The organism is Myxococcales bacterium (assembly GCA_016703425.1).
Taxonomy (GTDB): Bacteria; Myxococcota_A; Polyangia; order Polyangiales; family Polyangiaceae; genus JADJCA01.
The window spans coordinates 69,252-94,040 of the sequence record JADJCA010000022.1; the positions used below are offsets into that span (position 1 = coordinate 69,252).

The 24,789-nt window shown below is 68.1% G+C and carries 26 protein-coding genes; 13 read left to right on the plus strand and 13 right to left on the minus strand.

All coding sequences use genetic code 11. The features are described from left to right. Positions 1–28 precede the first annotated feature (28 nt). The 4 genes from IPG50_31365 to IPG50_31380 all read right to left on the minus strand — a co-directional run bounded on the left by IPG50_31365 (position 29) and on the right by IPG50_31380 (position 5,723). Complete coding sequence (locus tag IPG50_31365) at positions 29–1,348, minus strand: hypothetical protein (GenBank protein MBK6696655.1); 1,320 nt, start codon at positions 1,346–1,348, stop codon at positions 29–31. 95 nt (positions 1,349–1,443) lie between these two features. Beyond that, positions 1,444–2,985 (minus strand): DUF3943 domain-containing protein, encoded by a 1,542-nt coding sequence (locus IPG50_31370; GenBank protein MBK6696656.1) that lies wholly within the window; start codon positions 2,983–2,985, stop codon positions 1,444–1,446. Then, positions 2,966–4,102: a hypothetical protein gene (locus IPG50_31375; GenBank protein ID MBK6696657.1), complete on the minus strand. Its 1,137-nt coding sequence runs from the start codon at positions 4,100–4,102 to the stop codon at positions 2,966–2,968. Before IPG50_31375 ends, IPG50_31370 begins: the two co-directional genes overlap by 20 nt. A 10-nt stretch (positions 4,103–4,112) precedes the next feature. Further along, a complete protein-coding gene (locus IPG50_31380; protein ID MBK6696658.1) occupies positions 4,113–5,723 on the minus strand; it encodes a DUF3943 domain-containing protein in 1,611 nt (536 codons plus the stop codon). Positions 5,724–6,021: 298 nt separating this feature from the next. On the opposite strand from IPG50_31380, the gene IPG50_31385 reads away from it, so the two are divergent. From IPG50_31385 to IPG50_31410, 6 genes are all read left to right on the plus strand, one after another. Beyond that, positions 6,022–6,540, plus strand: coding sequence for a hypothetical protein (locus IPG50_31385; GenBank protein MBK6696659.1), 519 nt, complete (start codon positions 6,022–6,024; stop codon positions 6,538–6,540). A gap of 33 nt (positions 6,541–6,573) precedes the next feature. After that, positions 6,574–7,440 carry a DUF692 domain-containing protein gene (locus IPG50_31390; protein ID MBK6696660.1) on the plus strand — a complete coding sequence of 289 codons (867 nt, stop codon included), beginning with the start codon at positions 6,574–6,576 and terminating at the stop codon, positions 7,438–7,440. Next, the gene (locus IPG50_31395) at positions 7,437–8,213 is read left to right on the plus strand and encodes a putative DNA-binding domain-containing protein (protein MBK6696661.1); all 777 of its coding nucleotides are present in this window, start codon (positions 7,437–7,439) and stop codon (positions 8,211–8,213) included. The genes IPG50_31390 and IPG50_31395 overlap by 4 nt, the downstream gene beginning before the upstream one ends. After that, positions 8,210–8,683: a hypothetical protein gene (locus tag IPG50_31400; GenBank protein MBK6696662.1), complete on the plus strand. Its 474-nt coding sequence runs from the start codon at positions 8,210–8,212 to the stop codon at positions 8,681–8,683. Before IPG50_31395 ends, IPG50_31400 begins: the two co-directional genes overlap by 4 nt. A gap of 129 nt (positions 8,684–8,812) precedes the next feature. Beyond that, the gene (locus IPG50_31405) at positions 8,813–9,805 is read left to right on the plus strand and encodes a hypothetical protein (GenBank protein MBK6696663.1); all 993 of its coding nucleotides are present in this window, start codon (positions 8,813–8,815) and stop codon (positions 9,803–9,805) included. A gap of 42 nt (positions 9,806–9,847) precedes the next feature. Then, entirely contained in the window at positions 9,848–10,579 is a 732-nt protein-coding gene (locus tag IPG50_31410; protein ID MBK6696664.1) for a hypothetical protein, read from the plus strand. Between the two features lie 23 nt (positions 10,580–10,602). Here the strand turns inward: IPG50_31410 and IPG50_31415 are convergent, their stop codons facing one another. From IPG50_31415 to IPG50_31425, 3 genes are read right to left on the minus strand one after another with little or no spacing between them, the layout of a single operon-like run. Next, on the minus strand, positions 10,603–10,989 hold the full coding sequence (locus tag IPG50_31415; GenBank protein MBK6696665.1) for a hypothetical protein: 387 nt from the start codon (positions 10,987–10,989) through the stop codon (positions 10,603–10,605). Then, positions 10,986–12,044 (minus strand): hypothetical protein, encoded by a 1,059-nt coding sequence (locus IPG50_31420; GenBank protein ID MBK6696666.1) that lies wholly within the window; start codon positions 12,042–12,044, stop codon positions 10,986–10,988. Before IPG50_31420 ends, IPG50_31415 begins: the two co-directional genes overlap by 4 nt. Beyond that, a complete protein-coding gene (locus IPG50_31425) occupies positions 12,044–12,859 on the minus strand; it encodes a hypothetical protein (GenBank protein MBK6696667.1) in 816 nt (271 codons plus the stop codon). The genes IPG50_31420 and IPG50_31425 overlap by 1 nt, the downstream gene beginning before the upstream one ends. Positions 12,860–13,034: 175 nt before the next feature. Between IPG50_31425 and IPG50_31430 the strand changes: the two genes are divergently transcribed. From IPG50_31430 to IPG50_31445, 4 genes are read left to right on the plus strand one after another with little or no spacing between them, the layout of a single operon-like run. Next, positions 13,035–13,394, plus strand: a complete 360-nt coding sequence (locus tag IPG50_31430) for a hypothetical protein (GenBank protein ID MBK6696668.1) — start codon at positions 13,035–13,037, stop codon at positions 13,392–13,394. Between the two features lie 34 nt (positions 13,395–13,428). Beyond that, positions 13,429–15,840: a hypothetical protein gene (locus tag IPG50_31435; protein MBK6696669.1), complete on the plus strand. Its 2,412-nt coding sequence runs from the start codon at positions 13,429–13,431 to the stop codon at positions 15,838–15,840. Beyond that, positions 15,837–16,868, plus strand: a complete 1,032-nt coding sequence (locus IPG50_31440; GenBank protein ID MBK6696670.1) for a hypothetical protein — start codon at positions 15,837–15,839, stop codon at positions 16,866–16,868. The genes IPG50_31435 and IPG50_31440 overlap by 4 nt, the downstream gene beginning before the upstream one ends. Continuing rightward, a complete protein-coding gene (locus tag IPG50_31445) occupies positions 16,865–17,296 on the plus strand; it encodes a hypothetical protein (GenBank protein MBK6696671.1) in 432 nt (143 codons plus the stop codon). The genes IPG50_31440 and IPG50_31445 overlap by 4 nt, the downstream gene beginning before the upstream one ends. Here the strand turns inward: IPG50_31445 and IPG50_31450 are convergent. The 4 genes from IPG50_31450 to IPG50_31465 form a co-directional block, all read right to left on the minus strand. After that, entirely contained in the window at positions 17,219–17,923 is a 705-nt protein-coding gene (locus IPG50_31450; protein ID MBK6696672.1) for a DTW domain-containing protein, read from the minus strand. The genes IPG50_31445 and IPG50_31450 overlap by 78 nt on opposite strands. 136 nt (positions 17,924–18,059) lie before the next feature. Next, the gene (locus IPG50_31455; GenBank protein MBK6696673.1) at positions 18,060–19,229 is read right to left on the minus strand and encodes a hypothetical protein; all 1,170 of its coding nucleotides are present in this window, start codon (positions 19,227–19,229) and stop codon (positions 18,060–18,062) included. A gap of 84 nt (positions 19,230–19,313) precedes the next feature. Then, a complete protein-coding gene (locus tag IPG50_31460; GenBank protein ID MBK6696674.1) occupies positions 19,314–20,048 on the minus strand; it encodes a metallophosphoesterase family protein in 735 nt (244 codons plus the stop codon). A 161-nt stretch (positions 20,049–20,209) separates the two neighbouring features. Then, positions 20,210–20,608: a DUF962 domain-containing protein gene (locus IPG50_31465; protein MBK6696675.1), complete on the minus strand. Its 399-nt coding sequence runs from the start codon at positions 20,606–20,608 to the stop codon at positions 20,210–20,212. Here IPG50_31465 and IPG50_31470 point away from each other — a divergent pair. Further along, a complete protein-coding gene (locus tag IPG50_31470; GenBank protein ID MBK6696676.1) occupies positions 20,607–21,500 on the plus strand; it encodes a hypothetical protein in 894 nt (297 codons plus the stop codon). The genes IPG50_31465 and IPG50_31470 overlap by 2 nt on opposite strands. Here the strand turns inward: IPG50_31470 and IPG50_31475 are convergent. Next, entirely contained in the window at positions 21,497–22,093 is a 597-nt protein-coding gene (locus IPG50_31475) for a hypothetical protein (GenBank protein ID MBK6696677.1), read from the minus strand. The two genes, IPG50_31470 and IPG50_31475, sit on opposite strands and share 4 nt — an antisense overlap. Then, entirely contained in the window at positions 22,090–22,368 is a 279-nt protein-coding gene (locus tag IPG50_31480) for a hypothetical protein (GenBank protein ID MBK6696678.1), read from the minus strand. Before IPG50_31480 ends, IPG50_31475 begins: the two co-directional genes overlap by 4 nt. Positions 22,369–22,499: 131 nt before the next feature. On the opposite strand from IPG50_31480, the gene IPG50_31485 reads away from it, so the two are divergent. Both IPG50_31485 and IPG50_31490 read left to right on the plus strand, forming a co-directional pair. Further along, on the plus strand, positions 22,500–23,927 hold the full coding sequence (locus IPG50_31485; GenBank protein ID MBK6696679.1) for a sigma-54-dependent Fis family transcriptional regulator: 1,428 nt from the start codon (positions 22,500–22,502) through the stop codon (positions 23,925–23,927). 137 nt (positions 23,928–24,064) lie between these two features. Continuing rightward, positions 24,065–24,789 (plus strand): hypothetical protein (locus IPG50_31490; protein ID MBK6696680.1); only part of this gene is annotated, 725 nt, incomplete at its 3' end.

A 24,789-nucleotide genomic window follows, 5' to 3' on the forward strand; every position in this document is an offset into this window, starting at 1 on the left:
CGCATGCGCCTCCCACTCTGTGCCGGCCTCAGAGCTTCGCGACGTCGCAGTTGTTGTCGCCCGAGGCTCCGCGCCACGCGTTGAAGACGATTTCGTCGGCGCTCAGGTAGCTCGAATGTTGCGGGCACAGCTCGGGGGGCAAGGGGATCTTCTTTCGATTGCTGCCGTCGGGCGCCATGGTCCAAAGAAAGTGGCGGAGCACATTCTGATCGATCTCGATGGACCAGTACGTGAGTTCCTTGTCGTCGGGACGCCACTCGGCGTAGGCGTGCTGCGTCGTGGGGGGCGTCAGCGGCGGGTTTAGCTCCACCTGCGGGCCGCCGTCGAGCGGTCGCTTCGACTGACGGTAGGGATTGAACGATTGCGCGCCCACGGTCGCCACGATGTCTGGGTGTTGCTGCATCCACACGACGTCGCCGCCGCCGTGGCTGATGCGCGCGTCGTTGGTGCCGCGAATACCGTCGGGCGTCGCCGCTTTGCAACAGCCTCCTTGCGCGGGACAGATGGGGCACCCGATGAACCCGACCTGCGCCATCGTGAACGCGCCGCCGGCGGGCATCTTCCAAAGCGGGCGCATCCACGCGCCGGGGGCCTGCTCAAAGGTGGCCGAGAAGACGATGGTCCCGCCATCGCTCGGGCCACGTTGATGCGGATCGACGGGAATGATCAGCTCGGAAGGGGTCGTCAGCGTTTCGAGGTTGATCACCTGAGGCAACGTGCCGAAGGTCGCCCGCATCAAGCGCGCGTTCGTGATGGGCGCACCGGGCGCGTTCCACAGAAAGAGCACGCGGCCATCGTCGGTCCATGACGGATTGCAGGAGAAGCCGCCCGAGGTCACGCCGCTGACGACGAATTGAACGGCGGGGTTTGACCGCTCGAAGGCGACAACCTGCGTCCCGTCGTAGTGGGCGCCGAGGGGCGCCTCGTCTTCCATCGCGAGGCCATTCAGGTCGGTATCTTGACCGTAACGCGTCGCCACGAGCCAGCCGTTTGGCGCGCCGCGGACGTGCGACAAGTCATGCGTCCCCGAGTCCACGAGCAAGGTCAGCCCGCCGCCGTCAACCTTGACTGTGTAGACACCCAGCCGCGGGAAGGCGCCCGCGTCACTCGCGTCGACGACGGGGGCGTCCGGCGGCGCCCCGTCGCCGGTCGCGGCATCGAGGCTCGCCGCATCGGTAGACAGCGTGGCGTCGGTGGCGAGCGTGGCGTCCACGGCGGCGTCATCGGGCACCGGGTCTGGATTGGCAGAGGCCGCGTCGTTCGCAGGGTCGCCACCTCCGCTCGCGACGTCGTCGGCGCACGCGGCGAGGAGCACGGCACAAGCGGCCACGAGGCGAAGCGCGTTCATGCAGACAGCATGCCCTCTTTGACGTCGAACTGCACCGACGAGTCGACGGATTTGCGTCCCAGCGACCGCAAACCGCGGGGTGCGAGAGCTTGGCCTCAGAGCTTTGCCGCCAGCTCAATGCGCGCCGCAGACTCGCCGTAGGTCACGGTGAACTCTTCGAGGCGCGAGCGTCGGAACGTTCGCGAGACCTTGAGCGCGAGCTCCACGTTGGGAGCCACCGTGCGCTCGACGCCGGCCGTCGCGCTGAAACGTTCGTCGAGCGCCGAGACCCGCGGCTCGTAGCGGTCAAAATAGCGGTCTCGGTCGAGAAGACTTCGAAAGACGTCGAGGCGCGCCTCGCCGAAAAACCGACCGATGGGTGTGACGAGTGCCAACTCCGGCGCCATCGAGCCGCCGATGGCGTGCGCGTAACCTTGGTCGGAGAGCACCGTGGGCAGACCTTCGACGCCCCGCTGACTTCGCCGAGCCGCGACGGCCAGCGACGTGACGCCCGCGAAGTTCATCGAGAGCGCCATCTGCGTGCGAAGCCGAATGGGCCCGACGACGTGCCAATTCTCCAGCGTCGTGCCGACGACCTCGACGAGAGCGATCTGATCGGTGACCGGCTCGGCGGCGCGCTGGTAGGTGTGCCACTGGTAGTCGAAGCCGGTGCCGGCGCCGACAAAGAGGCCATGCCCGCGAGGTCGCCCCGCGACGGCGGTCACGCGCTTTTCGTAGTAGCCCACGAACGACACGCGCGTTGCGACGCGCGCGTCGACGAGCCGCGCCGCGCCGGCGCCGGCTAAGCCTCCGAGGTTCGACGCCGTGGCCTCCGCGCGCATGGTGGTGAGGTTCGCGTCGTCGAGCCACACGCTCTCGCGACCCAACTCGTAGGGGCTTGGCCCATGAAAGAGGTGCGTACGCAGGCCCGCGGTGACGTCCGTGGCCACCGCCGACGAGTGACTCTCCCACGTGGGACCCACCGCAATGAACGTTCGCGCCTCAAGCTCTCCGCGGGGGACCACGGGGGCACGAAGCGGCGTCGCGTCGTCGAGCCAATCGTGCACGCGCTTGGTGGGCGCAAGGAGCGTGGCGGCGATGGCTCGACCGGTGCTCGGCGGCCCTCGCTCGAACCAGGCACCGAGCTGGATCAGCGGCTCGGCGAGCGAAGCGCCCCCGAGCGGCGTCGCGATGAGATCGTTGATGGCGACTTGTTCGCGGTACTCGCCCAACCACTCCCAGACGCCCGACGAGACGGTCGCCACGAAGAGCGAGCCCAAAGGAGCGAGCCGATTGCCGCGGGCGGCCCCGTAGTAGAGCCACCCGGCCAGCGGGTGGGTGAGCCAGTTGGTGCCGAAGCGATTCGCGTCGAAGGCGATGGCCTGCCCGCCGACCTTTTGCTGAAAGCTGTCGGCGGAGAAGGCGAGGTCCCAATCGCCGACGTTGGCCGAGCGGTTCTGAAAGTATTCGATAACCCCAGCCGAAAGGATGCCGACCTCCTCGAGTGACAAGCGGAGGTAGTCGGTGCCTGGGTCCTTCTCGTAGACGAAGACCCGATACGCTGGCGCCTCATCGCCGCGCGCGTTGCCCGCCAAGAGCGCGAGGGCGAGCCCGAGAGCGCACCTGCCGCCCCCGCGGCTACATCGTGTAGATCGCACGAATCTCCGCTCCTCGCGGCACTGGCACGAGCGCGTAGTCGAGGGTCTTTTGCACCGCCGTGTCGGGCGCTGGACGCATGTTCGAGGTGAGCCACCACGAGAGTCCGAGGCCCACCGTGGCGCCGACGGCCGCGGCGCCGAAGGTCACTCGTTGCTCCTCGCTCTCCGCGGCGAGCGAGGCGGCCGCGCCCAAGAGGCCGCCGGCGACTCCGCCGAGATCCACGAGACGCACTCGAGTGAGGCTTGGCGAAACCGTTGGGCTCGTGAGCAGCCCCGTTAGGATGCCTGCGTTGTATGCGCCGCCTCCGATGAGCAACGAGGTCTCGAGCCGCCGCCCCGGTGGAAGCAGAGCGCCGGCGCCAAAAGACGCGAGCGCGCCAGACCATACGCCCAGCGAGGTCGTGTAAGAAACGCGCCCCGGCGACGGCTTGCGTGCGAGGCCGACGGCGAGGCCGAGGCCCGCGCCGGTCGTCGCGCCCCCCCAAAGCACAGACGCGACCGTGGGCGTGTCCCAGGCGCTGGACCTCCCCGTAGTCGCGTCCACGCGTGACGCGCGCGCCGCTTGAAACCCGACGATCCACGCCGCTTGCCCGAGGCCGAGGTAGGCGCCCGCGGCAATCGACTGCGGGACACCCGGCTCGAAAGGCCGCTGCCGGTCGACGACCGCCACGGCGCCAACCGACGCGATCGTGAGGCCTGCGAAGGGCGCAACGGCGAGCGGCACACTCGCCGGCTCGGTCTCGAGAATGAACCACGCGCCCGTGCCTAGGCCGTAGAGGAACGCCGTCGCGTAGAGCACGCTGAGCTCTTCGCTGGTGCGAATCCGTGGCGCCGCGCCCTCACGAATCCGCGGCCCGTAGATGCGTTCGAGCTGCGCGAAGGCTACGCGCGAAAGCTCCGTCGCGACGCGCCGATCGGCCTCGTCGTCGGCCTCCTTGGCGAGGGCCAGAAAGCGCTCGTACGCCTCACCGGGATGCCCCGTGTCGAGGGCGCGCCGCGCGACGTCGTAGCGAGCCGCCCACGTGGCCTTCGACACAGAAGGCTCGTCGGCCAACGACGACGATGGGACCCCGGCCAAAGCGAGGGTCAGCGAGAGGACGAACGGTTGGGGCTTCATGTTGACTCCGCTAGAACCGAGCGCCGACAAAGGCGCCGATGGATCGCTCTGTGCGTTGTTCCGAGACTTCGCCGACACGCCCGGCGCGATAGCGCCCCTCAATCTCGCCGCCGACTTCGAGGTGCCGCAAGGGCCTCACGGCCAAGCGAACGCCTCCGCTCGCGCGACGATCGCTGCGCGCGATGTCGTCGGTGAGGGAGCGCTGGTCGACGTCGATGCCCTGAATTGCTTGGAAGGCCTCCCAGCGAAGGTTGGCCTCGAGAGACCACGCGCCGACGTCCAACGCGAGGGACGGAGCGACCGAAGGACCGAGGGCAAAGTAGTATTGCTCGTTCTTGAGGAGCGACGGGAGGGCCGTGGAGGTCGCCGCGGCGACCTCCGGGTGCTTGGCCAGGAAGGACGGCAGCGCGAAGGCACGAACACCGGCGAAGTCGCCGCCGAGCAGGAGGCGCGCTCGAAGACGAGGGCCGCTTAGGTAGGTCGTCGACTCGGCGAGGAGCCCGAGCACGGTCACCTTGGAGATGGTGTCGAGGGCGGCCGTACGTTCGTAGTCGTGGGCGGCAATCTCGTATGCGACGCTCAAGCCGACGAGGAAGCTCTGCCCCGAAAGCCGACCCCGGTTCAGTCGAGCGCGCTGCGTGAAGTAGCCGACGGGGCTGACGGAGGCCTCGTAGCGCGCGTCGACGATGCGCCCTTCGGCCTGACGCAGCCGTAGCCGCAAGGCCGCTGCGTTGCCGTCGTCGTAGACGTAGCTGACGTCGGCCGGCTGCCCCTCCTTGTCGAGGTTGTGGACGGCGAGGTCGACGGCGAGCCCCGCTTCGGCGCGCGTCGCGGCTCCCGCCTGAGTCACGCTCGCGACGTCCACCGCCGCTCGGAAGTCGTGCCACACGTCGGCCGGCAGGCCGAGGTCATCGGTCTCCGCGGCGCGCGCGAAGGTCGCGCCGTCGAGCGCGTCGTGTACGGCTCGCGGCCAACCGAAGAGAACCTCTGCCGCTCGCGTCGCCGGGCTCGGACGACCGCGCGCAAAGAAGGCCCCGAGCTGCGTGAACGTCTCCCCGTTTGCGACGCCGCCCCAAGGCGTTGCGATCATGTCGTTGTAGCTGGGCCGCTCGCCGATCTCGCCCAAGTATTCCCATAAGAGCGAGCCGGTGAAGGCCCAAGAGAACGACTGCGCCACCGACAAGCGGTTTCCGCGAGCTGCCAAGTAGTAGAGGGTGCCGCCGAGCGGGTGCCCGATGAAGTTCGTCCCGAAGTGGTTGGCGTCGAAGGATTGAGCGTTGCCGCGCAACTTCTCGTAGAAAAGCGTGCCGTCGTAGGCGACGCCTTGACGAAGCTGCTGCGTGCTGACGAGGTACTCCACGTACCCGAGGCTCAGGACGCCGAAGCCCTCAAGAATGGCCCGGAAGTACGATGGTGCGCCGGCGGCGACCGACGTGTAGCGAAAGGTTTGGTTGGGCGCGTCGGGGCGATTGTCGCTGTCGCCATCGGAGGCGCCCGCCAGCGCCGGCGCGGCGGGCCAGAGGAGGCCCCCCGCGAGGACGCATGCCGAAAGCAGGAGGCGCACGACGTGACGCGGGTGCATGAGCGGTGCCGTCGGCGCCGCCAGCTCCGGCGCAACCAATCCGAGTGGGCAATACACCGCAACGGGGCCTCGGCGCTCGAGCCGCTGACGCCACCGGCGCAGACCCTGCGCGCCCACGCAACGAGCGCGCACGTCGTTGGGCACGACGATTCGGTTCCTTGCGAGTCGATGATGCGTTCGCTCGACCGCCGTGGACCGTTGCCGATTCGTCAACGGCGTGTTCCGCCGACTTCAAACTTTCGGCGAAACCGTGAGCCGTCGGTGTAACCGGTCGAATGCGCTGCCGTAGGTCCGGCACATGTCGCCGGCAGTCGGTGACTTCAATTGAAGAGGCTTCATGAACTCCACGCAGACCATTTCCTTGGCGACCTCCGTTGCAAGCTTGCTCGCTCTCGCCGCTTGCAGCTCCACGAGCGAAAACGCAGCCTCGACGACGACGGGGACACAGGCCGATGCACTCGTGAAGTGCGAGGGTGTCAACTCGTGCAAGGGCCAGAGTGAGTGCCAAAGCGCGGACGGCAAGAGCGGCTGCCAGGGTCTAAACGATTGCGCCGGCAAGGGATGGATCACGATTCCTCGCTCGGAGTGCGACAAGAAGGGCGGCAAGGTTCTCGTGGCAACTGACGCCGGTGCGTCACCCGCCAGCAAGGACGCTGCCCTCGCCATTTCGGAGGGTGGCAGCAAGCCGCTCTCCCTGAAGTGCGAAGGCATCAATTCGTGCAAGGGGCAGGGCGAGTGCGCGTCGGCCGACGGAGCCAACGGCTGCAAAGGACAGAACTCTTGCGCCGGCCACGGATGGATCAGCGTCCCCAAGGAGTCCGATTGCTCGAAGAAGGGCGGCAAGCTCATCTCCTAAGGCCGATCTCCCGCGCGCAAGAGGACCTCAAACATGACCCCCTTTGGCTACGGCCTTCGTGTGCCGCACTACGCGGAGTTGCTGCGAAACGGCGCCGGCGTCCCATACGTCGAAGCCTTGACGGAGAACTTTCTCGAGCGAGGGGGTCGGCCCGCCGCCGTGTTGGAGCGCGTTCGACGAGACGCACGCGTCCTCCTCCACGGCGTCGGGCTGTCGATCGGTGGCGTTGACCCGCTGCGCAGCGATTACCTTCGGAAACTGCGGGCTCTCCGCGAGGCGGTCTTGCCGGAGGTCGTGTCGGACCACCTTTGCTTCGGGTCGTTTGGCGGTCGCCATGGGCACGACCTGTGGCCTCTGCCGTTCACGGAAGAGGCCCTCGCTCACGTCGTCAGGCGCGTGGTTGAGGTACAGGACCAACTGGGCTCGCGCATCGCCCTCGAGAACGTGTCGAGCTACGTAACCTACGCGTCCTCGGAGATGACCGAATGGGAGTTTCTCTCGGAGGTTTCGGAGCGCGCTGACTGCTTTCTGCTGCTCGACGTCAACAACGTTCACGTCAGCGCGACCAATCACGGTTTCGACGCGCGCGCGTTTGTCCGGGGACTTCCGCAGAGACGCGTCGCGCAATTTCACGTGGCCGGTCATTCGGTGCGCGAGGGGTACCTCTTCGACGACCACGGCAGCGACGTCCCCGACGTCGTTTGGCGCCTCTACCGTGAAGCCGTCGAACGCTTCGGCGCGGTCCCCTGCATCGTCGAACGCGACGAGAACGTTCCCGACCTGGCCGTGTTGGTGCAGGAGAGCGAACGAGCCGGCGCCATCGCCGCATCGGCACTCAGCGCCGCCGCCAGTGCCCTCGAGGCCACCGCATGCGCGATCGCGTTCGGGGCCGCATCATGAAGCTCGCAGCTCTCGAAGAACTCTTCTGGCGCTCCGTTCGATTCGACCCTGCGCCCCCAGAGGTGCAAGCCGAATTCGTTGGCCGAGGGTCAATCGATGCCTTCGCGCGGATGGGAATCTATCGCGCCATGTACTGGTATCGGCTGGTCCAAGCACTGTTCGATACGTTCCCTCGTGTCGCAACCCTGCTGGGAGAGAAGACCTTCACGGAGGTCTCGTGCCGGTACATTCACGCCCACCCTTCGGAGGATCCGATTCTCGAACGCTTCGGGCGACACTTTGCTGAGTTTCTCCGGGGCGAGGAGGTCGGTGCGGCTGTGGCCGACATCGCCGAGCTTGAATGGACACGCTTGGTCTCGTTCCTCTCGGAGGACGCGCGCCCGTGGTCCCTGGCGGCCGCGGCGGCGGACCTCCGAGACGCCGTTCGACTGCGCCCCGTACCGTCGCTTCGCCTGGTGAGCGTCCCCAGCGCGACGCTCGCGCTTTGGGACCGACGGGGCGCTGACGAGACCTTGACACCGCCACGGGGACTTTGTGCCGTCGCGCTGGACGTCCAGGTGCTGTGCGTTTGGCGGCGCGGCTTCGCTGTGCACCAGGTAGCGGTTCAAAGTGACGAAGCGATCGCCCTTGGCCACCTGCTTCGCGGTGAGTCCTTTGGCGTCCTGTGCGAGGCCTTCGCTTCCGCGGCAGAACCCGAGAAGCGAGCGGCGAGCGTCGTCGCCAAGTGGTTCGGCGACGAGCGCATCGCCACGCCAGAGGAGCACGTCAATTGAAGCCGATTTGTTTCGCCCTCGCGATGCTCGCCCTGGGCTGTTACAGCGCGCCCGAACACGTCGACGTCGCCGCACTGCGCTTCGAAAACGGCCCCCTCATGCGCCCCGGCGAAAACTGCCTGCGGTGCCACAAGGCGGGCGGTCAGGCGGCCCAGCATCCGTGGTCCGCGGCGGGCACCGTGTTTACGTCGTCGACGAGCGATGAGGGCGCTCCCGGCGTCACGGTGCGTGTGGTCGACGCAGACAAGAAGGAGGTGACTCTTACCACCAATGCCGCGGGGAACTTCTACACGTCCGAACCGCTTCGGGCGCCGCTTCGTCTGCGCCTCGAGCACCTTGGCCGCAGCAAGGAGATGCCCGAGGAGGCTCCCGCCGGCTCTTGCAACGCTTGTCACTCGTCGCCTGATCCGGCGGGCAAGGCGAAGGGGCGCATCTTTCTGCCGTTGGCCGACTCGAGAGCCGACGACTGAGTCTCACTCCCGGCGCCGGTCGCCCACAGCGAAGTGCGCGGCAACGGATGGGCCGTGGCGCACCGAAAATGCCCACCGCCTCGGTTGTCCATCGCGCCCGATGGCGGCTCCGATATCTTCGTTGGGCGCATGCCAACCTTCAACGCGACCTCCCTGTCCCAGGCTTTTCCGAACGCCGTGCCGGTGCCTCCCCTGCTCGAGGCTTTCGGCCAATGGGTCTCCGCTCGGCCACACGGCAACGTCGGCTACTTCGACGCCATCGCGAGCGAGCCCATGCCCGAAGGTCTGGCGAAAGCGCCGGAGCACGTCGATGCGCTCCGCGCCAAGCTAGGCCTCTTCCTCGCGCTCCCCGACGGCTCGCAGCTGGCCTTGTGGGCGCACGGCGACGGCCCGCCCGCGGTTGTCCTTCTGGGCTCCGAGGGTGAGCTCAAGAATGTGGCGCCGACGCTGGAGGCTTTTCTTGTGGCACTGGGACAGGCCCGCACCGATATTTCCGAGCTCGACGACGACGACGCGTCCGACGGTCGGCCGGCTCTCCTCGAGTGGCTCGCATCGCAAGGCGTAAGCGAGCCCAACGCTAAGCTTCGCGTTCCGACCTTCGGCACGTGGTTCGATTCCGGCGGAACCACCTTGGAGCTCCCGGCAACGGGCGGCCTCGGAGATGCCCGAGCTCTGACGACCGACGTGGAGCGCTTCATGGGCCGGCACGTCGCGGAAGGCGAAGTGCGTCTGTGGCTCGAGTCCCTCGGCCTCTGGCCGCTGCCCTACTTCGGCACGGAGAGCGAGGTCTACGTGGCGGAGAAGGCGCGCGGCTTCTGCCTCACCTTCCGCCGGGCCACGGAGGCGAAGCCGGCCCCGTGGCTGTCGGGCTGCTTCTTTTACGCGGAAGGCGAAGACGACTACGCCGCCTTTGCGCACGCGATGCCGCTCAGCATCACCTGGAAGGACGACGCGACCTCGCTCGTGGTGCGGCTCGGCGCACCGACGTTCGAACACAAGAGCAAGAAGACGGGCCGCCTCCTGGGGCACCGCTGGCAAGCCAATGAGCGCAACATGGTGAGCGCGAGCTACGACGCCGACGGGCGTGTGCGACACGTGTATCGCGGCACACTCGAGCGCTGACGGAGGAAGCATCCGCCACCTCGGGGCGTACAACCCTTGGCCATGCCCGAACGGTTCGCGGACCTGCTCTCGCGCGGCGCCACGACGGAGGCGCTCGAGGTGGCTGGCGCGCTCGTCGCCGCGCGCCGCTACCGCGAGGCGCTCCTCGCCCATTTGTCGCTCAGCGCGGTGGCGCCCGCTTTCCGTGGTCATTGCCTAGGCGTCGCCGCCGACCTCCACGTGGAGCTCGGCGAGATCGACGCGGCGCTGCGCACCTACGAACTCGCACGACGATGGGGCGTGCCGGCCGACTGGATCGCGGGCCGCGTCGCCCGCCTCCAGGCCCTCTCTCCCGACGTCTACGTGGCGCCCGCGCGACTCTTCGTTAACGGCTGCGCGGCGGGCGAAGGCGCGCTCGTCGTTCGACCGCACTTCGTCTCGTTTGCGCCCACCGGCCCACACCTCTCGGTGCTTGCTGCGTCCGCGCCGGCGACTCCGGCGCCTTCGGCCACGTGGGCTCGCCTCTCGCCGGCCGTCGGTCGCGACGCGCTCGTCGCCCACGCAAGAACCTGCTTGGCCCCCGAGCTCGATCACGTCTTCCCGGAGTTCGCCGGCGCGCGGGGCGGCCTCGTGTGGACCGCACGCGGCGTCATGCTCATCGAGACGAAGTTACCGCTCGGCATCCGCGTGACCTTCGTGAGGGCCCACGAGAGGCTCGAACTCGTGCGCGCCAAACAAGCGACCGCCGATGCGACCTTCCAGCGGCTATCGCGCCACTACCATCACAGGAGCTGATGCACGGGTACCGCGGCCGCGCGTCAATTGCGGCAGTCGCCCGAGACGCAGGATTCGTCGCTCTTGCATCTACGGCCGCAGCCGCCGCAATTCTCTGGATCGCGGAGCACCTCGCTCTCGCAGCCCGTCGACGGATCTTGATCGCAGTCGCGAAAGCCGCTCGCGCAAGCCTCGATGACGCAACCGCGAGCCCCACAGGTGGAGCGGGCGTTGGCGAGCTTGCACGGCGCGCAGCCGTCGCTGTTTGTTGAGGCACCTCCGTCAGCGGCGGCCACCGTCCTGGACCACGAGACGGGCTCGTCGTCCTCCGTGAACGCCGGCTCTTCACTCCGCGGTGTCGGCTCCTCGATGCCCGCCAACGACGCGCACCCACAGGCCAGCGTGCCCCATAAGCAGGTCCACGCCTTCAAAGGACACCGGTCGCGAGGACCGCGACGCCGCCGGCCGTCGGAGCCGCGGTGAGCGAGATCGCCCCGCTCTCCGCCTTCTTGGCCGGTGAAAGGACCCAGAGAGCGACGCCCCCGCCAACGGCGGCCACGCCAGCCGTCACGCAAAGCGTCGACATGCGCGCCGCTTCGAGCGCGTCGTTCCGCAGCGTGGTGCCGCGCGGGCTGCAGTCGTTGCCGCGGCAATAGTTGGCCGATTCGTCGTTCTTGGAGATCGCTTGCATCCCCAACACGGCCCCTCCAAGGGTCAACGCGAGGCCGACGCCTCCCGCCGCAACGGCAACACCGCGTCCCCTTGTCCACACAGTTGCGTCGCCCTCGGCATCGGCCGGCGCCGCTGATGCAGGCGGAGGAGACGGCGACGGCGCCGCGTCAGACTTCGCCCGAGCCTTTGTGTCGGCCTTCGCATCCACGGTCGCCACGCCCTGGGCTTCCGGCACGGACGCGGCTGCGAGCGGAGCAAGCTCGGGCACCACCACGTCGGTCGTCCCGGCCCCCGGCGCCACGACCACGCGGCGCTCGAACGCCGCGCGCCCCGGCGCCTCCGCTCGCACCACGAACGAGCCGGGATCGACGGGAAGCGAAGCGCCCCACGACGCGCGCCCGACCGCTTGGCCGTCACGAAGGACCACGAGTCCGGGCAGGTCGACGGCTCGCACGACGAACACGACGCGTTCAATCTTTCCTTCCAGCGCCGCGGCGCGGCCACGCGCGATGCGCTCGCGGTCGAGCTGCCCACGCTCCGTCGAGCTCGAGGCCACATCCATGTAGCCGTGCCACGCGGAAGCGAGCAGCCCCAACCGCTGTCGGCACTCGGCCAGCTTGAATCGCGCGCCCAGGCCGGGATCTTCCTTCACGCTTGCTGCGAGGCGCTCACACGCGGCTTTCACGCGATTGGCCGCAAGGAGGCGCTTGCCTTCTTCGAAGTGGCGCTGCGCGAGCACCACGTCACCGGCCTCCGCGAGCGGCGAAAGCGCGGTGCCGCACGCGACAACGGACGCGAAGAAGCAGCGGCGCATCAGTCCCTCGCTCCGAAAGGATCAGACACCTTCGCCGCTTGCGGCCTCGGCTTCCACTGACGGCGCAGCGCCGGCGTCGCGCTTCTTGGGGCGTCTGCTGGAAAGTCGATCTCGTCCAGCGAGATGACCTCCGGGTCAGCCGCCGGGGCGGGCGCCGGCGGCGCCGCTGCGACGCGCTCGCGAGGTTCGACGGGGCGCGTATGCGCCGTGTCGGCCGCGGCGACGCGCACGAGCGCAATGCGCGACGCAGGCCGCTGCACGGGCCGCACGACGGCGAGCGTGAGCGCTACGCCTAGGCAGGTGCCAAGGAGGACCCCGGCAACGCCGACGGCCGGCTTGCGTCGAAAGAAGCGGGACCCCGCCGACGGCACGCGGGCGCGATGATCGGCCGCGTCGGAGGCAACGGCGCGCGCGTCAGAAGCGTCCGCGCGAGGGACGGGGGCCTCGCCCCAGTGAAGCACCTTGCTCGCGCGCGGAAAGACCGTTGCGAGCTCCTCCTTGATCTCGCGGACCTGCGAGACGGCGCGAACCGAGTGAGGGGCACTCTTGTCTGGCGCTGCAAGCGCGGCGGGCGCTGCGTTCGGGACCTTCGCGAGTTCTTGCGGAGGCGGCCCCGTTTCGACGAGCGCCTTCACCGCCAGGGCGAGCGGAGCCCGAACGGGGACCGTTATGCTGTCAACGGAACCATACCGTGCTCGCAGCGCGTCGGCGTTCGCGCGGTCGTCGCCGCCCGGCTTCGCGACCACGGCCTTGAGGACGGGGCGCGCTGTTCGCTGGTTTGCGACAACGGCCTTGCTCCACGCGATCGTTCCCATCGGCATCGCTGGGGTGCAAGGGGAGGACCGAAATCGTCGCCACGGAATCATTGACCGATTTGCTCGCGCCGCTTCCCTGACAGGCGGTGCATGGATGGCCCGTTCGGATCACTAGGAGGCAAACGATCACGGGGCCAAGGTGGGCGCGGCGGCGGACCGCGGCTACCATGGGCGCGTGGTCCCAGCCGCCCGCGCCACGTTCCTGCAGCTGAGCGCCGTCGCCCGAGGCGATCACTTCGAGGCGACCCAGCGCATCCGCGACGCGTTCAGCCAGGCGTCGGCTTGGCTCACCGATGTGACCTTCTTCTCGGGCGTGCACACGGTCTTCAGCTTCGAGGTCGCCGTGGCCGATCTCCCGGCCTTGAGTCGAGCCCTCGCCGACGCGCACATCGTCCTCGATGAGCGTTCCGCCGAGGCCGTCAGCTCGACAGCGTCTCGCGGGGCGATGAGCGACGAGGCCCGCGGTACGCTCGCCGTCACCTTCGTGGACGGCGATCCCGATCTGACACGCAAAGTCGTCGCCGTCCCGGGCTAGAGCGCAAAAGCGCGAACCGATAGACTCGGCGCCCATGCCGAGCAAGCGCGCCTCCAAGTCGACGACCAAGACCAAAAACACCGCGGCCAAGGCCGAGCTGCTCTCGTTTTCGGAGGCCGACGCGCGCGTCGATGGGGCTCTCTCGGCAGCCTTTGAGGGCGGCTACCAGACGGTGCTCTTCGTCGACGGAGACCTAACCTTGAACGGCGATCTCCTCGCGGCCCTCGCCAAGACGACGAAGGCCGAGTTCGACATTCTTGCCGTGACGGGTGACCTCGACGTGACCGGCCGTATCGCTCTCTACGAGAGCACTCCCGGCCTCTGGGTTTCCGGCCATACGACGGCCGAGACGCTCGAAGGTGGCGACTGTGAGATCGCCATCGGGACCGGCTCCTTCAAGCACTTCGTCTACGGCTACTACAACGACGGCATCCTCGACACCGGCGACGTCGACGCGCCCTTCGTCATCAACTCGAACCACGACCTTCGCGTCCCAAAGCAGAAGGGCGCCAAGTGGATCGACAACTACGGCGACGACGACGACTACGACTTCACGAGCGAGAACATCGGCCAGTCATTCGTGCGCGACGTCCTGAGCGAGGACGGAAGTGAGGTCGACGTCCCCAAGTTTCTGGCGGCGCTGCGGAAGGGCAAACCGGTCCTTGTGGCAGGCGCCATGACGGCCGGCGAGAAGGCGCTGGCCGACGTGGCGAAGGCCTTGGACGACAAGGTCTACGAGCTCGACATGAGCGACAAGAAGCTCAAGGCCTTCCCGAGCAACGTGCTGAAGATGCCGTGGCTCAAGAAGCTCGTCCTGGACAAGAACGCCATCGGCAGCGTGCCCAAAGAAATCGGAGGGCTCACGGAGCTCGAACACCTGTCCCTCGTCGACTGCGAGCTTGCGAGCTTGCCCGCCGAGATCGGCAAGCTCAAGAAGCTCCGCGTCTTGCGCGTCGCCGGCAACATGCCCTACGGCAAGCGAGGCTCGACGCCCATCGTGTTGCCCAAGACCCTCGGCGACTTGTCGAACCTCGAGGAGCTCGATGTCTCCGAGCTTTCGCAGGTTCCCGACGGCAAGGAGGACGAGCGGCTGCCGGAGCTGACGGTCTATGCCCTGCCCGCCACGGCGAGCAAGCTCAAGCGCCTCAAGAGGCTGGTGGCCGATCACACCAACCTCGCGATTCCCAAAGCGATGGAGGGCCTGCCAAGCCTCGAGGCGATCGCCATGTCGGGCGGGAGCTGGGCGTACCTCCGCCGATTCCCCGAGTTCGTCACGACCTTCCCAAACCTCGTCTCGCTCGACGTCTCCTGCAACTTCTTTCCGAAGGTGCCCGCGTCGCTCACGAAGCTGACGCGACTCGAGGTCCTCGACCTTCACAACGCCCTCGGCATGCTCGAAGGTCCGCTGCCCAACTTGTCGAAGCTGAAGGCGCTGCGCGTCCTCAAGCTCAGCGGCAACACGGGACACACCGGCGTGCCGGTACCGCCACACGAGCGCCTCAGGCCGATCTTTGCGATGACCCTGCCCAAGCTCGAAGAGCTCGCCGTCGATCGATGGGGCGAGAAGGCTCAACGCGGCCCGTTGCCCGCGGCCGTTCTCGAAGGCATCGGCCGCATGAAGGCCCTCAAGGTTCTCGACCTCGAGTTCGACGGCCTTACGGCGCTCCCCGACGAGTTCTTCGCTCTCCCGGCTATCCGAGACCTCAAGCTCAGCTACAACGCGCTGGGCACGAAGCAGCGAGAGCGCATCGCCAAGGCCTTCCCGAACGCGCGCATCGACTTCCGCAACCAGAGGGTCCCCGATAGCGCCGAGGCGAAGAAGAAGGAGCACAAGTCGCTCGCGGCGGCCAACGCGCTCATTCAGAAGGGAAACTCGCAGCGCTCGCAGCAGAAGTACGACGCGGCGAAGAAGACGTACGCGGCGGCGCTCCGCCTCTTCAAGAAGGGCACCGCCGAGAGCGCCTACATGGAGCTCTACGCTCACTATGGCCGCATGTGGATCGACGGAAAGCGTGGCCACGGCTCGGACGGCTCAAAGAGCGACCGCGAGAAGTGGCGCCGCGAAGGGCTGCTGGAGGCGGAGGCGTGCCTTCGGCTCGTGCCGCCGGTGTGGCAGATCTTCCACTTCACCGATGAAGGCGAGTTCCAGCGGGAGGTGGTTCGCTACGCCACGAACTTCATCGCCTGGGAGCTGCAGTCGAACGCGAAAGCCACCCCGGCCGATCTGGCGCGCGCCCTCGAGCTCATCGACCGCGGCGTCGCTTGCCTGCGGAACGGCCAAGACCACCACATCCTCGACACCAAAGCGCGCGTCCTCCTCAAGCTCGGGCGCCAAGACGACGCGTGGCTGTTGGTGGAGCGCATCCTCCGCGAAGAGCCGAACTTCCGCGACGTCGCCGATCTTGCCAAGGACCCGCGCTACGTCGCCTGGGCGCGAGGGCGATGAACAACCGCGCCTTGCGCCGCGCGCCAACAATTGCACTTTACACGTTAACCTTCGCCTGCCGCGCACCGAGCGCCACGACGGCGCCGGCCTCGACGAGCGACGCCAGCGCGCCGTTGGTCGCCACGGCGGCACTGGCTACGTCGGTCGATGCGGGGCCGACGAGTGGCCCTCGCTTTGACGCCGGTCGCCATGAATCCGCGGAAGCGCGGTGCGAGCCGTCGGCGGCGCCGCCGCCGCTCCGCGAGATCGCGTGCGTGCCGGAGGGCTTTGAGATCAGGATGCGCGCCCTTGGCCTGACGAAAGACGGCCGCCATTTTGGCCATTGTCATTCCCCATGCGATCCGTGCGGCTCGCGTTGCCGCTTCGTTGAGCTCGCGACAGGCAAGACCACCGTGAAGAACACCGCCGACGAGCACCGCGGTGAGCCCGACTACAAGGCGACGGCGGCGGAGGTCGCGGCGAACGCATTTCTGGAGGCGCAGTTCGACGAAGGTCCCGTGCCGCCGACGCGAGCCTTGCGAGGCCCCTTCCCCTATGACGACATCGTCTTCGCCACGGAGACCGTCAACGACGGGGCGGCGGGAACGACGACGCTCCGCTTTGGCGCGAAGATCATGGGCGAGGCGCCCGTATTTCCGTTCTCGTTGACCCTCGGCCCGCACCCGATGTCGCGCAAGACGCCGAACTTTGCAAAGGGCCTGTCGCCCGGCGAGCGTGCCGCCGCGCTGGCGGACTACCGCGCGGCGTTCAGCATCACGCCGGCCGCGTTGGCGCGCGTCGACGTATCGCCCGACGGCAAACACTTCGGCTTCGTCGCCTTCTCGAGGGGCACGGGCTGGTACGAGACGTCGGACATGCTCGTGATGCCGACGGCGAAGCTCGTCGCTCAGCTCTACAAGGCGGCGGGCTTGGCGGCGCAGCAAGCGAAGCGGCACGAGGTCGCCGCGACGCTCTTTGCCAAGGCCGCGGCGGTCCTAGCCACGGCCTCGCCAACGCCGCCGCCGAGCCGTGCTACGACGGTTCCGTGACCAGCGAAGCGACCGAAGCCCGCGCCATTCTGGACCTCTGCGAAGGCTCGGCGCTGCGCGCCTTCGAGATGGTTCAAGGGCAGCTCGGCGTCTTGGTACTCCGAACGCAGGTGATGTTGTCCTTGAGCGGCATCGTCATCACGGTGACCGGCTTCTCTGGCAAGGCCATCGCGCAGACGAGCCTCTTGGCCCGTGGGTGCATCGTCTCGGGTCTCTTCACCGTGCTCCTCGCCGCGGCGGTGGCCGTTTGGGGCGTCTTGCGCCTCCGATGGCTGACGCAGGAGATCCAGGGCCAGCCACTCGAGACGCTAGAGCTGGCGCTGTCGGTCCGAAACAAGAAGTCGCGCTACCTATCGGCGGCGCTCGCGCTCTTCGTCTCGGGATTCGGTCTCTACTGCGTCGCCGTCGCGCTCCTGCTCATCGGCTAGCGGCACGCCGCCTCCTTCGCCCGATGCGGGACGCGTCCGGGGCGGGCGCGTTCGGCGCGGCAAGCGACGCGCCTCGGCGGGGATGTCGGCGTCGCGCACTCGCTGCACGAGCGTGCGGAAGACGCGAGTGAGCCCCGCCTCGATCTCCTTCGCCTCGCCGCAGAGCGTCAGCGCCGCTGCCACCGACTCGAGCGTCGAGACGTACTCGCGCTGAGGCTCGGCCCGAAGCTTGCCGTAGATCGACGGGCTCTTGGGCTTCAAGGTCATTCGATTGAGCTTGCAGAGCCACGGGTTGCGCCACCACAGAGTCTTGGCCTTCGACCACGTGCCGTCGAGCACGACGATGCCACGCATGTCGCTGGGCGGGAGCGTCACGCCGCGGCGACCGGAGACCTGATCACCTTTCGCTTCCCGATCGGGAAAGAGCACGGCCCACTGTTTGGGATCGGCGTCTTCTTCACCGAGTGCGTGGGCAAAGTTGCGCCAGCTCAGGCCCACGACGAGCTCGGCCTTGGGCAAGCTCGCCATCAAGATCTGCGCAGACCCCAGGAGCGCGTCCTGCTCTTGCGGATGCTGCAAGATGAGGATCCGGCGCTCCGTCGGGAACGACACGATGCGATCGCACACGCAGGCCGCGGTAGGGCGCCGGCAGGTTTCGCAAGAGGCAGCCAAAGCCGCGCCGAGTTACCACGCCTCTTGGGCCCTTGCACGCCCGAAGGTGCGTTCACCGAAGCGAGCCGTTAGCGCGAAGCGCGGCAAGCGGTCACCGGCGGAACGAAGACCGTGCGCACTTCGCCGCAGCGACAGGGCAAGTAGACGCTCCCGACGAAGGCCTTGAGGTTGCGCCGCGATTCGAGCTCCTCGCCGCGCTCCGTGGTGATGACGAGCGTGCGGGCGCCAAAGCGAATCGTGACCGTCGTCGCCTTGGTGCTCCCCCGCGAGGCCCCTTGTGGTCGAAGGCGCCGAGGAGCGTGAAGAGTCCCTCTTCCCGAAGCGAGCGTCGCGAAGGGGCCGTGAGGCCTCGCTTCACCGGCAAGACCGGATCGAGCTGTGGCACGTCACCCTCGAGCGGTAGCGTCTTCATGCGCCGGAGTGACGCGTCGCCGTAGTAGTGAATGCCCGGCCGGCCGTAGAGTCGGAAGAAGTAGGGGATGTCGCCGCGCGCGAGCTGCTCCTCCTCCTCGTCGAGCAAGGGCGGCCACGGCGGCGCGGCGCGCGCTTGCACGTACTCACCGGTGCCGCGGAGACACACGCGGATGGGCGCGTCGGCCAGCTCCGGAAGGGTCGCAAAGACCTCGGCGATGGCTTTGGCGTGCCGGTCAAGGAGCGTCAGCGTACCGCGATAGGCTGCCGCCATCTCGACGAGCAGCGCGGCGCCGACGGGCTTGCCGAGGTAGGGAAGCACGCGGCGAACGCCCGCTGCGTGGCGACAGATCGTCGCGTACTCGGGGTCGGCGTCCGGCAAGAGCTTCGTCTCCGTGGGGAGGCCGAAGTCGCCGAGGATCATCTCGACGTCGAGGGGACCGAAGACGAGCTGCCCGCGACGGCCCCTGCCAAGCACCAGATTCTCCCAATGCAGATCGGTCACACCGAGCCACGCGAACAGGGCGATGGTGCGCCCCACGACGGTGGCCAGAACGCGACGCTCCGCTTCCTTCAGCGGGGGCAGCGCGTCGAGCGCCACGCGCTCCACCTCACCGCCGATACCGTCTTTCGATGGGAAGAAGCGAAGTTCGGGCAAGAAGTCGAAGGCGTCCCGCCCCAAGCCGCCATCCTCCGCGACCTCGCGCAGGCGCTCGCGCAGCGGGCTGTCGGCGGCGAGGAGGAGTCGCTCCCAGACGACGGTCCGCGGCTTGTGCACGCGGTCTTCGCTCAAGGTCACGCGGCGACCGAAATTGTGCGAGTCGCCGAGCGGTTGACGTGCCTTCGTCATGGCGCCCCCGAGTCTACGCGATTGTCGCGAGGCGTTTTGTCGCCCGTGACGCCGGCGCGGCGGCGACGCCCCGCAGAGATGAAGTCAGCGGCGCCGCTCGACGAGCTCGAACACGGCGACCTCGGGCGCGGCGAAGGTCCGAATGGGCAGCTCGATGCCGCCGACGCCGCGTGAGACGTGAACATGGAGCGGCGGCGCGTGACGAAACCCGTGCGGGAACTTCTTCCCCACGCGGCCCGGGACGACGAGCGGCCCCCACGGCGTGGCGACGTGTCCGCCATGGGTGTGCCCGCACACGTAGAGCCCCACGGGCGCGCCGGGAAGCGCCGCGACGGCGCCGATGGCGTCAGGCAGTCCATCTGGCGAGTGACAAAGAACGATGACCGCTCGCACGTCGCCGACACCGCGCACAGCGCGAACCGCGTCGAGCGCTCCCGTCCAAGGTTCGTCGAGGCCGACGATGGCAATGCCCGCGCCGGTCGCGTCGAGGAGCGCGCTCTCGTTGCAGAGGAGCTCCGCGCCCGCACGACCGAGCGCGTCCTCGATGAGCGAGTGATCCGTCCAAAGATCATGATTTCCGAGCACGGCGAACTTCCGCGCTGCCGGCACGCGGCGAACGAGAGACGTGAGCCGTTCGGCCTTCGCTGCAGTGGCCTCGAGGAAGACGTAGTCACCGCCGAGCAAGAGCACGTCGAGCCTCTCACGTTCGAGCTGCCCAAACGCGGCATCCAGCAACTTGGGCGGCGTCGTCGGGCCGATGTGAATGTCGGAGATGAAACCGACGCGCAGCGTTGACGCACCAGGCGGAAGGACGGCCAAAGTGTGCCTCACGCACTCCACGCGGCACGACGAAGGGAACCGGGACCACAGGGTCGCGGGCCAGTCGCCCCGATACGCCAGGCGAAGGGAGGACTCGATGACCCCGCGGAGCGCGCCGTAGTGGGCTCCGCGCCCGGCGGAGGCAAGGCGAAGGAGCGGCACTATCGGCCTCCGACGACGCGCTTTGTCGCGCGCAGCACCCGAGACCGGATGGCCGCGGGCCCCCACGGCGCGTCGCCATACTGCACCAGTCGATGCCGCTCGAACTCTCGGTCGAGCCGCCCGCCCACCATCAACGCGAACATGCGCCAGTTGGAGACACCAGCAAGGAAGGGATGGCCGAGCGTGAGCGGAGTGTTGTGCTCGATGAGGAAGTGGCTGGCAAAGACGATGGCGTAGCCCAGCCCCACGCCCACAGCGACGAGAGGCGGCCTGCTTGTCGCGAGGCCGCACGCGAACCAACCGATGACGAGGATGTCGGCGATGTCGTGCATCGCGCGGTTGGCCCGATGGCGATGATGGGAAAGGTAATAGGGCCAGAAGGCGTTGACTTCATCCATGAATCGCTTCCGCACGACACGCCTGCCTTCCTCGCTGTCCCAAGACAACTCCTCGAACACGGCGACTGGCGGCGCCAGCGCCAGCGTGATGCTCGCGCGCTCGCTCGCTGCCGTCGCATCCTCCGAAGCGATGCCCGGCTGGCGAACCTATCGAGCGGAAGTCGAACGCTCGAGGTGTCGGTGCGACTCCACAGAGCAAGTGCCCTCGGCGATGCTCGAAGAGCTCAGAAAACTCGGCGCGCGGGCCGAGCCGTCATGCGGAGCCGGTGCCCGAGGGCTCTCGTGGTCAAATGGCGCCCCCATCGTCCCGGCGCGCTTGACGGCCGCGCTGGCGAGCTTCGTTGACGACTACGGCGGACCGTTTCCGTGGGAGTTCTCCCCCGAAGAAGCGGTCGGGGCCCTGCTCAACGAGGTTCGCGAACGAGCGCCGGCTTCGCTCACGATTCCCCGGCAGCTCGCCCTCGCCGTCGGCGCGACCGGCGACCTCTTTTCAGCGGTCGTGCTCCTTCACGCGACCCTGCGATGGCTCGCTCGCGGTCGAGACGCGCGCGCGTACCCGACGATGGCCCCCATGAGCATCGCCGAGCGCGTACGCGCTGGCGCCAGCGTCGCGCCCTTTCGGCCCGAAGAGTCGCCTGACGGCGATCCGCTCGGTGACGCGTACCACTACTGGGCCATGGCGGCGGCGGGTATGTTCCGCTCGCGCATCGCGTCGGAGGCGTCGCGTGCACTCTTCGGCGCGCTGTTCTGGTCGGCGCCTTGGCTCATGTCCGCCGTACGCCGCGGCATCTTTCGGCGAACGTTGTTCTACGGAAACCATGCGACCGTCGATCGGCTGGGCCTGTCCCACGGGATCGCGCTCTCGAGCGAGGTGACGCCAAGGCCGGGCTAGAAGCCCGCGAGAAGCTCCTCCTTCATCTTTGCGTACTCGTCGCCGGACAAGAACCCCGCGTCGAAGGCCTCCCTGAGCTGCTCGAGTTTTCGCTTGAGGGACCGATCGTCGGCATGGGCGCGCTCCTTCTCGGCGCGCTTCGTGCGGTAGGTCTCCTCGAAGAGCGTGCGCAGCTCCGCGGAGGGAATCCCGCGCCCGGACCGGAAGTAGTGGTCGGCCACCTCGCCGATGGCATAGGTCATCGCGTAGCCCATGGACGCGCCGACAATGAGGCCAAGCCCGGGGATGAAGCGGACCGCGCTCCGAATGGCGTGCCTCGCCACGATGCTGACGCCGAAGGTGCCCAAGATCTCGACGACGGCCTTCTTGTCGAGCTCGTAGCCGTGCACGCGCGCAATGGCCTGCACCAGCGTCGCGTGAATCGGAAGGAGCAACACCGTGTCGAGCAACGGAATGGGCTGCACGCACGCGGCGGCTCCCGCGACGCTGGCCCCGAGGACGAGCTCCCGCACCGCGCCATCACGCTCGACCGCCGATGCGCCGTCGAAGCCCGAGGTCACGACGCGCTCGCACGTGGCCGCGAAGCCCATCACGCCGCCTCCCGGTCGAAGTCACGCAGGATGCGCGCCGCCTTCGCCTCGTCGATGCGGCTGAGGAAACGCTTGGCCTCGTGCTCGTCGCGAATGGCCTTGGACAGGGAGAAGCACGACCCGACGGAGAACGTGACACCCATGCCGAGGAAGGCGCGCGTCCACGCGTCGACGGGTAGATAGAAGATCCCCGTCACGGTCGTGCCGATCGCCACGACGAAGGAGATCCAGACCTGGGCCATCCAAGCGGCCGAATGCGGAGGTTCTTGCGGAGGCATCGTGTTCGTCCTTTCGCGCCTCGCTCGGAAGCGCGCGGCGTTGGTATCAAGGCTCGTACCGCTCGCCGACCGCCGATTTTCTCGAGGAATCGAAGAACCGGGCGCTCCAAGTCCACATTTCCTGTGCGTGGATGTACATTTCTTGCGTGCTATCTGCCGAGGACCGCGCATTCTTCGCCGGCGTCGCCGCGGCGGCCCAAGCCAACCCCTTCGGCAGGGAGCGCGCCGGTCTCGACGCGCGGCTCGTCGGTGTCGACCGGCGCGCCGCTCGTGACGAGGTCATCGACCGGTTGGTGGCCACGCTGCAGAAGCGCCTGGCGCGACTCTCCGCGGCTGACGTGCGTCGCTACCCGGCGGACGAACGCGAGCTCTTGGAGCTGGCGGTGCTGTTCGAGCTCTTCCACCGGTTCGCGGGAGCCTTCGACGAGCATATTCGCGCGCAGCTGGCCGCGGGCCCGCGGCCGGTTCGCCTCTCCTTCGCGCATGACTTCTTGCGAGAGCTTGTTCAGAGGGGCTTCGCCGCCGACGAAGCGGGGCGACTCCTCGCCTTGTCGTTCCAGGTGCGGCGCGCCTTCTATTTCGTCGAGCGCGCCCTCGTGGGGCAGAGCCCGTCGATGCGTCGGTTGCGCGAGGCCCTATGGAACAACATCTTCACCCACGACCTGAGGCTCTACGCTCGCTTCATGTGGCGGAAGATGGAGGACTTCTCCACGTTCCTTCTCGGCGAGACAGGCGCCGGCAAAGGCACCGCCGCGGCGGCCCTCGGGCGGTCCTGCTTCATCCCCTTCGACGAAAGGCGCGACGCCTTCGCTGAGAGCTTCGGAAGCGTCTTCTCGACGGTCAACCTGGCCGAGTTCACCGAGGCGCTCCTCGAGTCAGAGCTCTTCGGGCACAAGCGGGGGGCCTTCACCGGTGCCGTGGCGGATCACGACGGGGCGCTGTCGCGCGTCAGCCACTACGGCGCCGTGTTCCTCGACGAGGTCGGTGAGGTCGGCGAGCCGATCCAGGTGAAGCTCCTGCGGGTGCTCCAGGAGCGCACGTTTTCGCCCGTGGGCTCACGCGAGACGCGCCACTTTCGCGGGCGCGTTATCGCCGCGACGAATCGCTCCCTCGACGAACTGCGCGGCAGCGGACGCTTCCGCGACGACTTCTACTATCGCCTCTGCGCGGACGTCATCGAGGTCCCTCCCCTGCGCGTTCGTCTCGCTGAAGAGCCCGGCGAGCTCGACATGCTCCTCGTGACCATCGTTCGACGCATCGTCGGCGAGGACTCGGCGGCTGTCGTCGCGCTCGTCAAGGAGGCGATCCTGCGGGATCTGCCGCGTGACTATCACTGGCCGGGCAACGTCCGTGAGCTCGAGCAGTGCGTGCGGCGCGTGCTTCTCACGCGGGGCTATCGCGGAGACGTGTCGCCGACGGGCGAGGGCGCCGACGCGACGACGGCGCTGGCGAGGCACCTTCGGAAGCTCCATGCGCTGCACGGCACCGTCGCTGAGGTGGCGCGGCGCGCGCACCTCGACCGCCGAACCGTGAAGAAGTACCTGGCGACACCCCGGTGAGACCACTCGACGCCTTGGGGTCGAGTGCTGAACGCCTACGTTGCGCTAGCGCTTACCGCAGAGCCCGACACGGGGGACCAGGGAGGAGCGGTCGCGCGCTGGGAATAGATTGGCGCGTGGCCTACTTAACCTGGCCAATGCCCTTGCTCCGAACCCTCAGCCCGGCCGCCGGCCTCGCCGTCCTTCTCTTGACCGCCGTCGTGCCAACGAGGGGCGCGAGCGCGGCACCCGAGATCCCGACGGCGCCCGAATGCCTGACGTCGGGGCGCGGCGAGCGTGCCTGCGGATACGGCTGCATTTCCGCGTACGGCGAGGTTCGCTGCGCACGAACGCCGGAGGGCGTCTGCACGGCCGCCGCCGACATGCTCGCGTGTTGGGATCCGCCACCTTTCGTCAAAGCCGCGTGGACGGCGCGCTTCGCTCGTCAGGCACCGCTCCCCAAGGCGAGCTGCATCACGTCGGCAGGCAAGACCGCCTGCGGCTACCACTGCGTCCGGGGCTTCGACCAAGTGCAGTGTGCAGACACGCCTTGGGGCGTTTGCCGGCATGGAGACGGAGCGCTCCGCTGTTGGGATCCGTCGCCGGCTCTGCTGGCATCGCTGCGAGAAGGGCAGCGCCTGCCGGAGGCGATCTGTTCCGCGGTATCGGGCAAGCTGGCCTGCGGATACCGTTGCGCCGCGACCGCCGGAGAGGTTGCGTGCACCGAAACGCCCGACGGAATCTGTCGCGCCGACCAGGATCGCGTGACGTGTTTCGACCCGCCGCTCGAAGCACGCCTCTCGGTGCCCCTGTCGTCCAGCCCCGCTAGCGTCGATGCGACGACCGGTCGCGGCGCGGGCCACCATTGCGTCGTCGGAAGGGA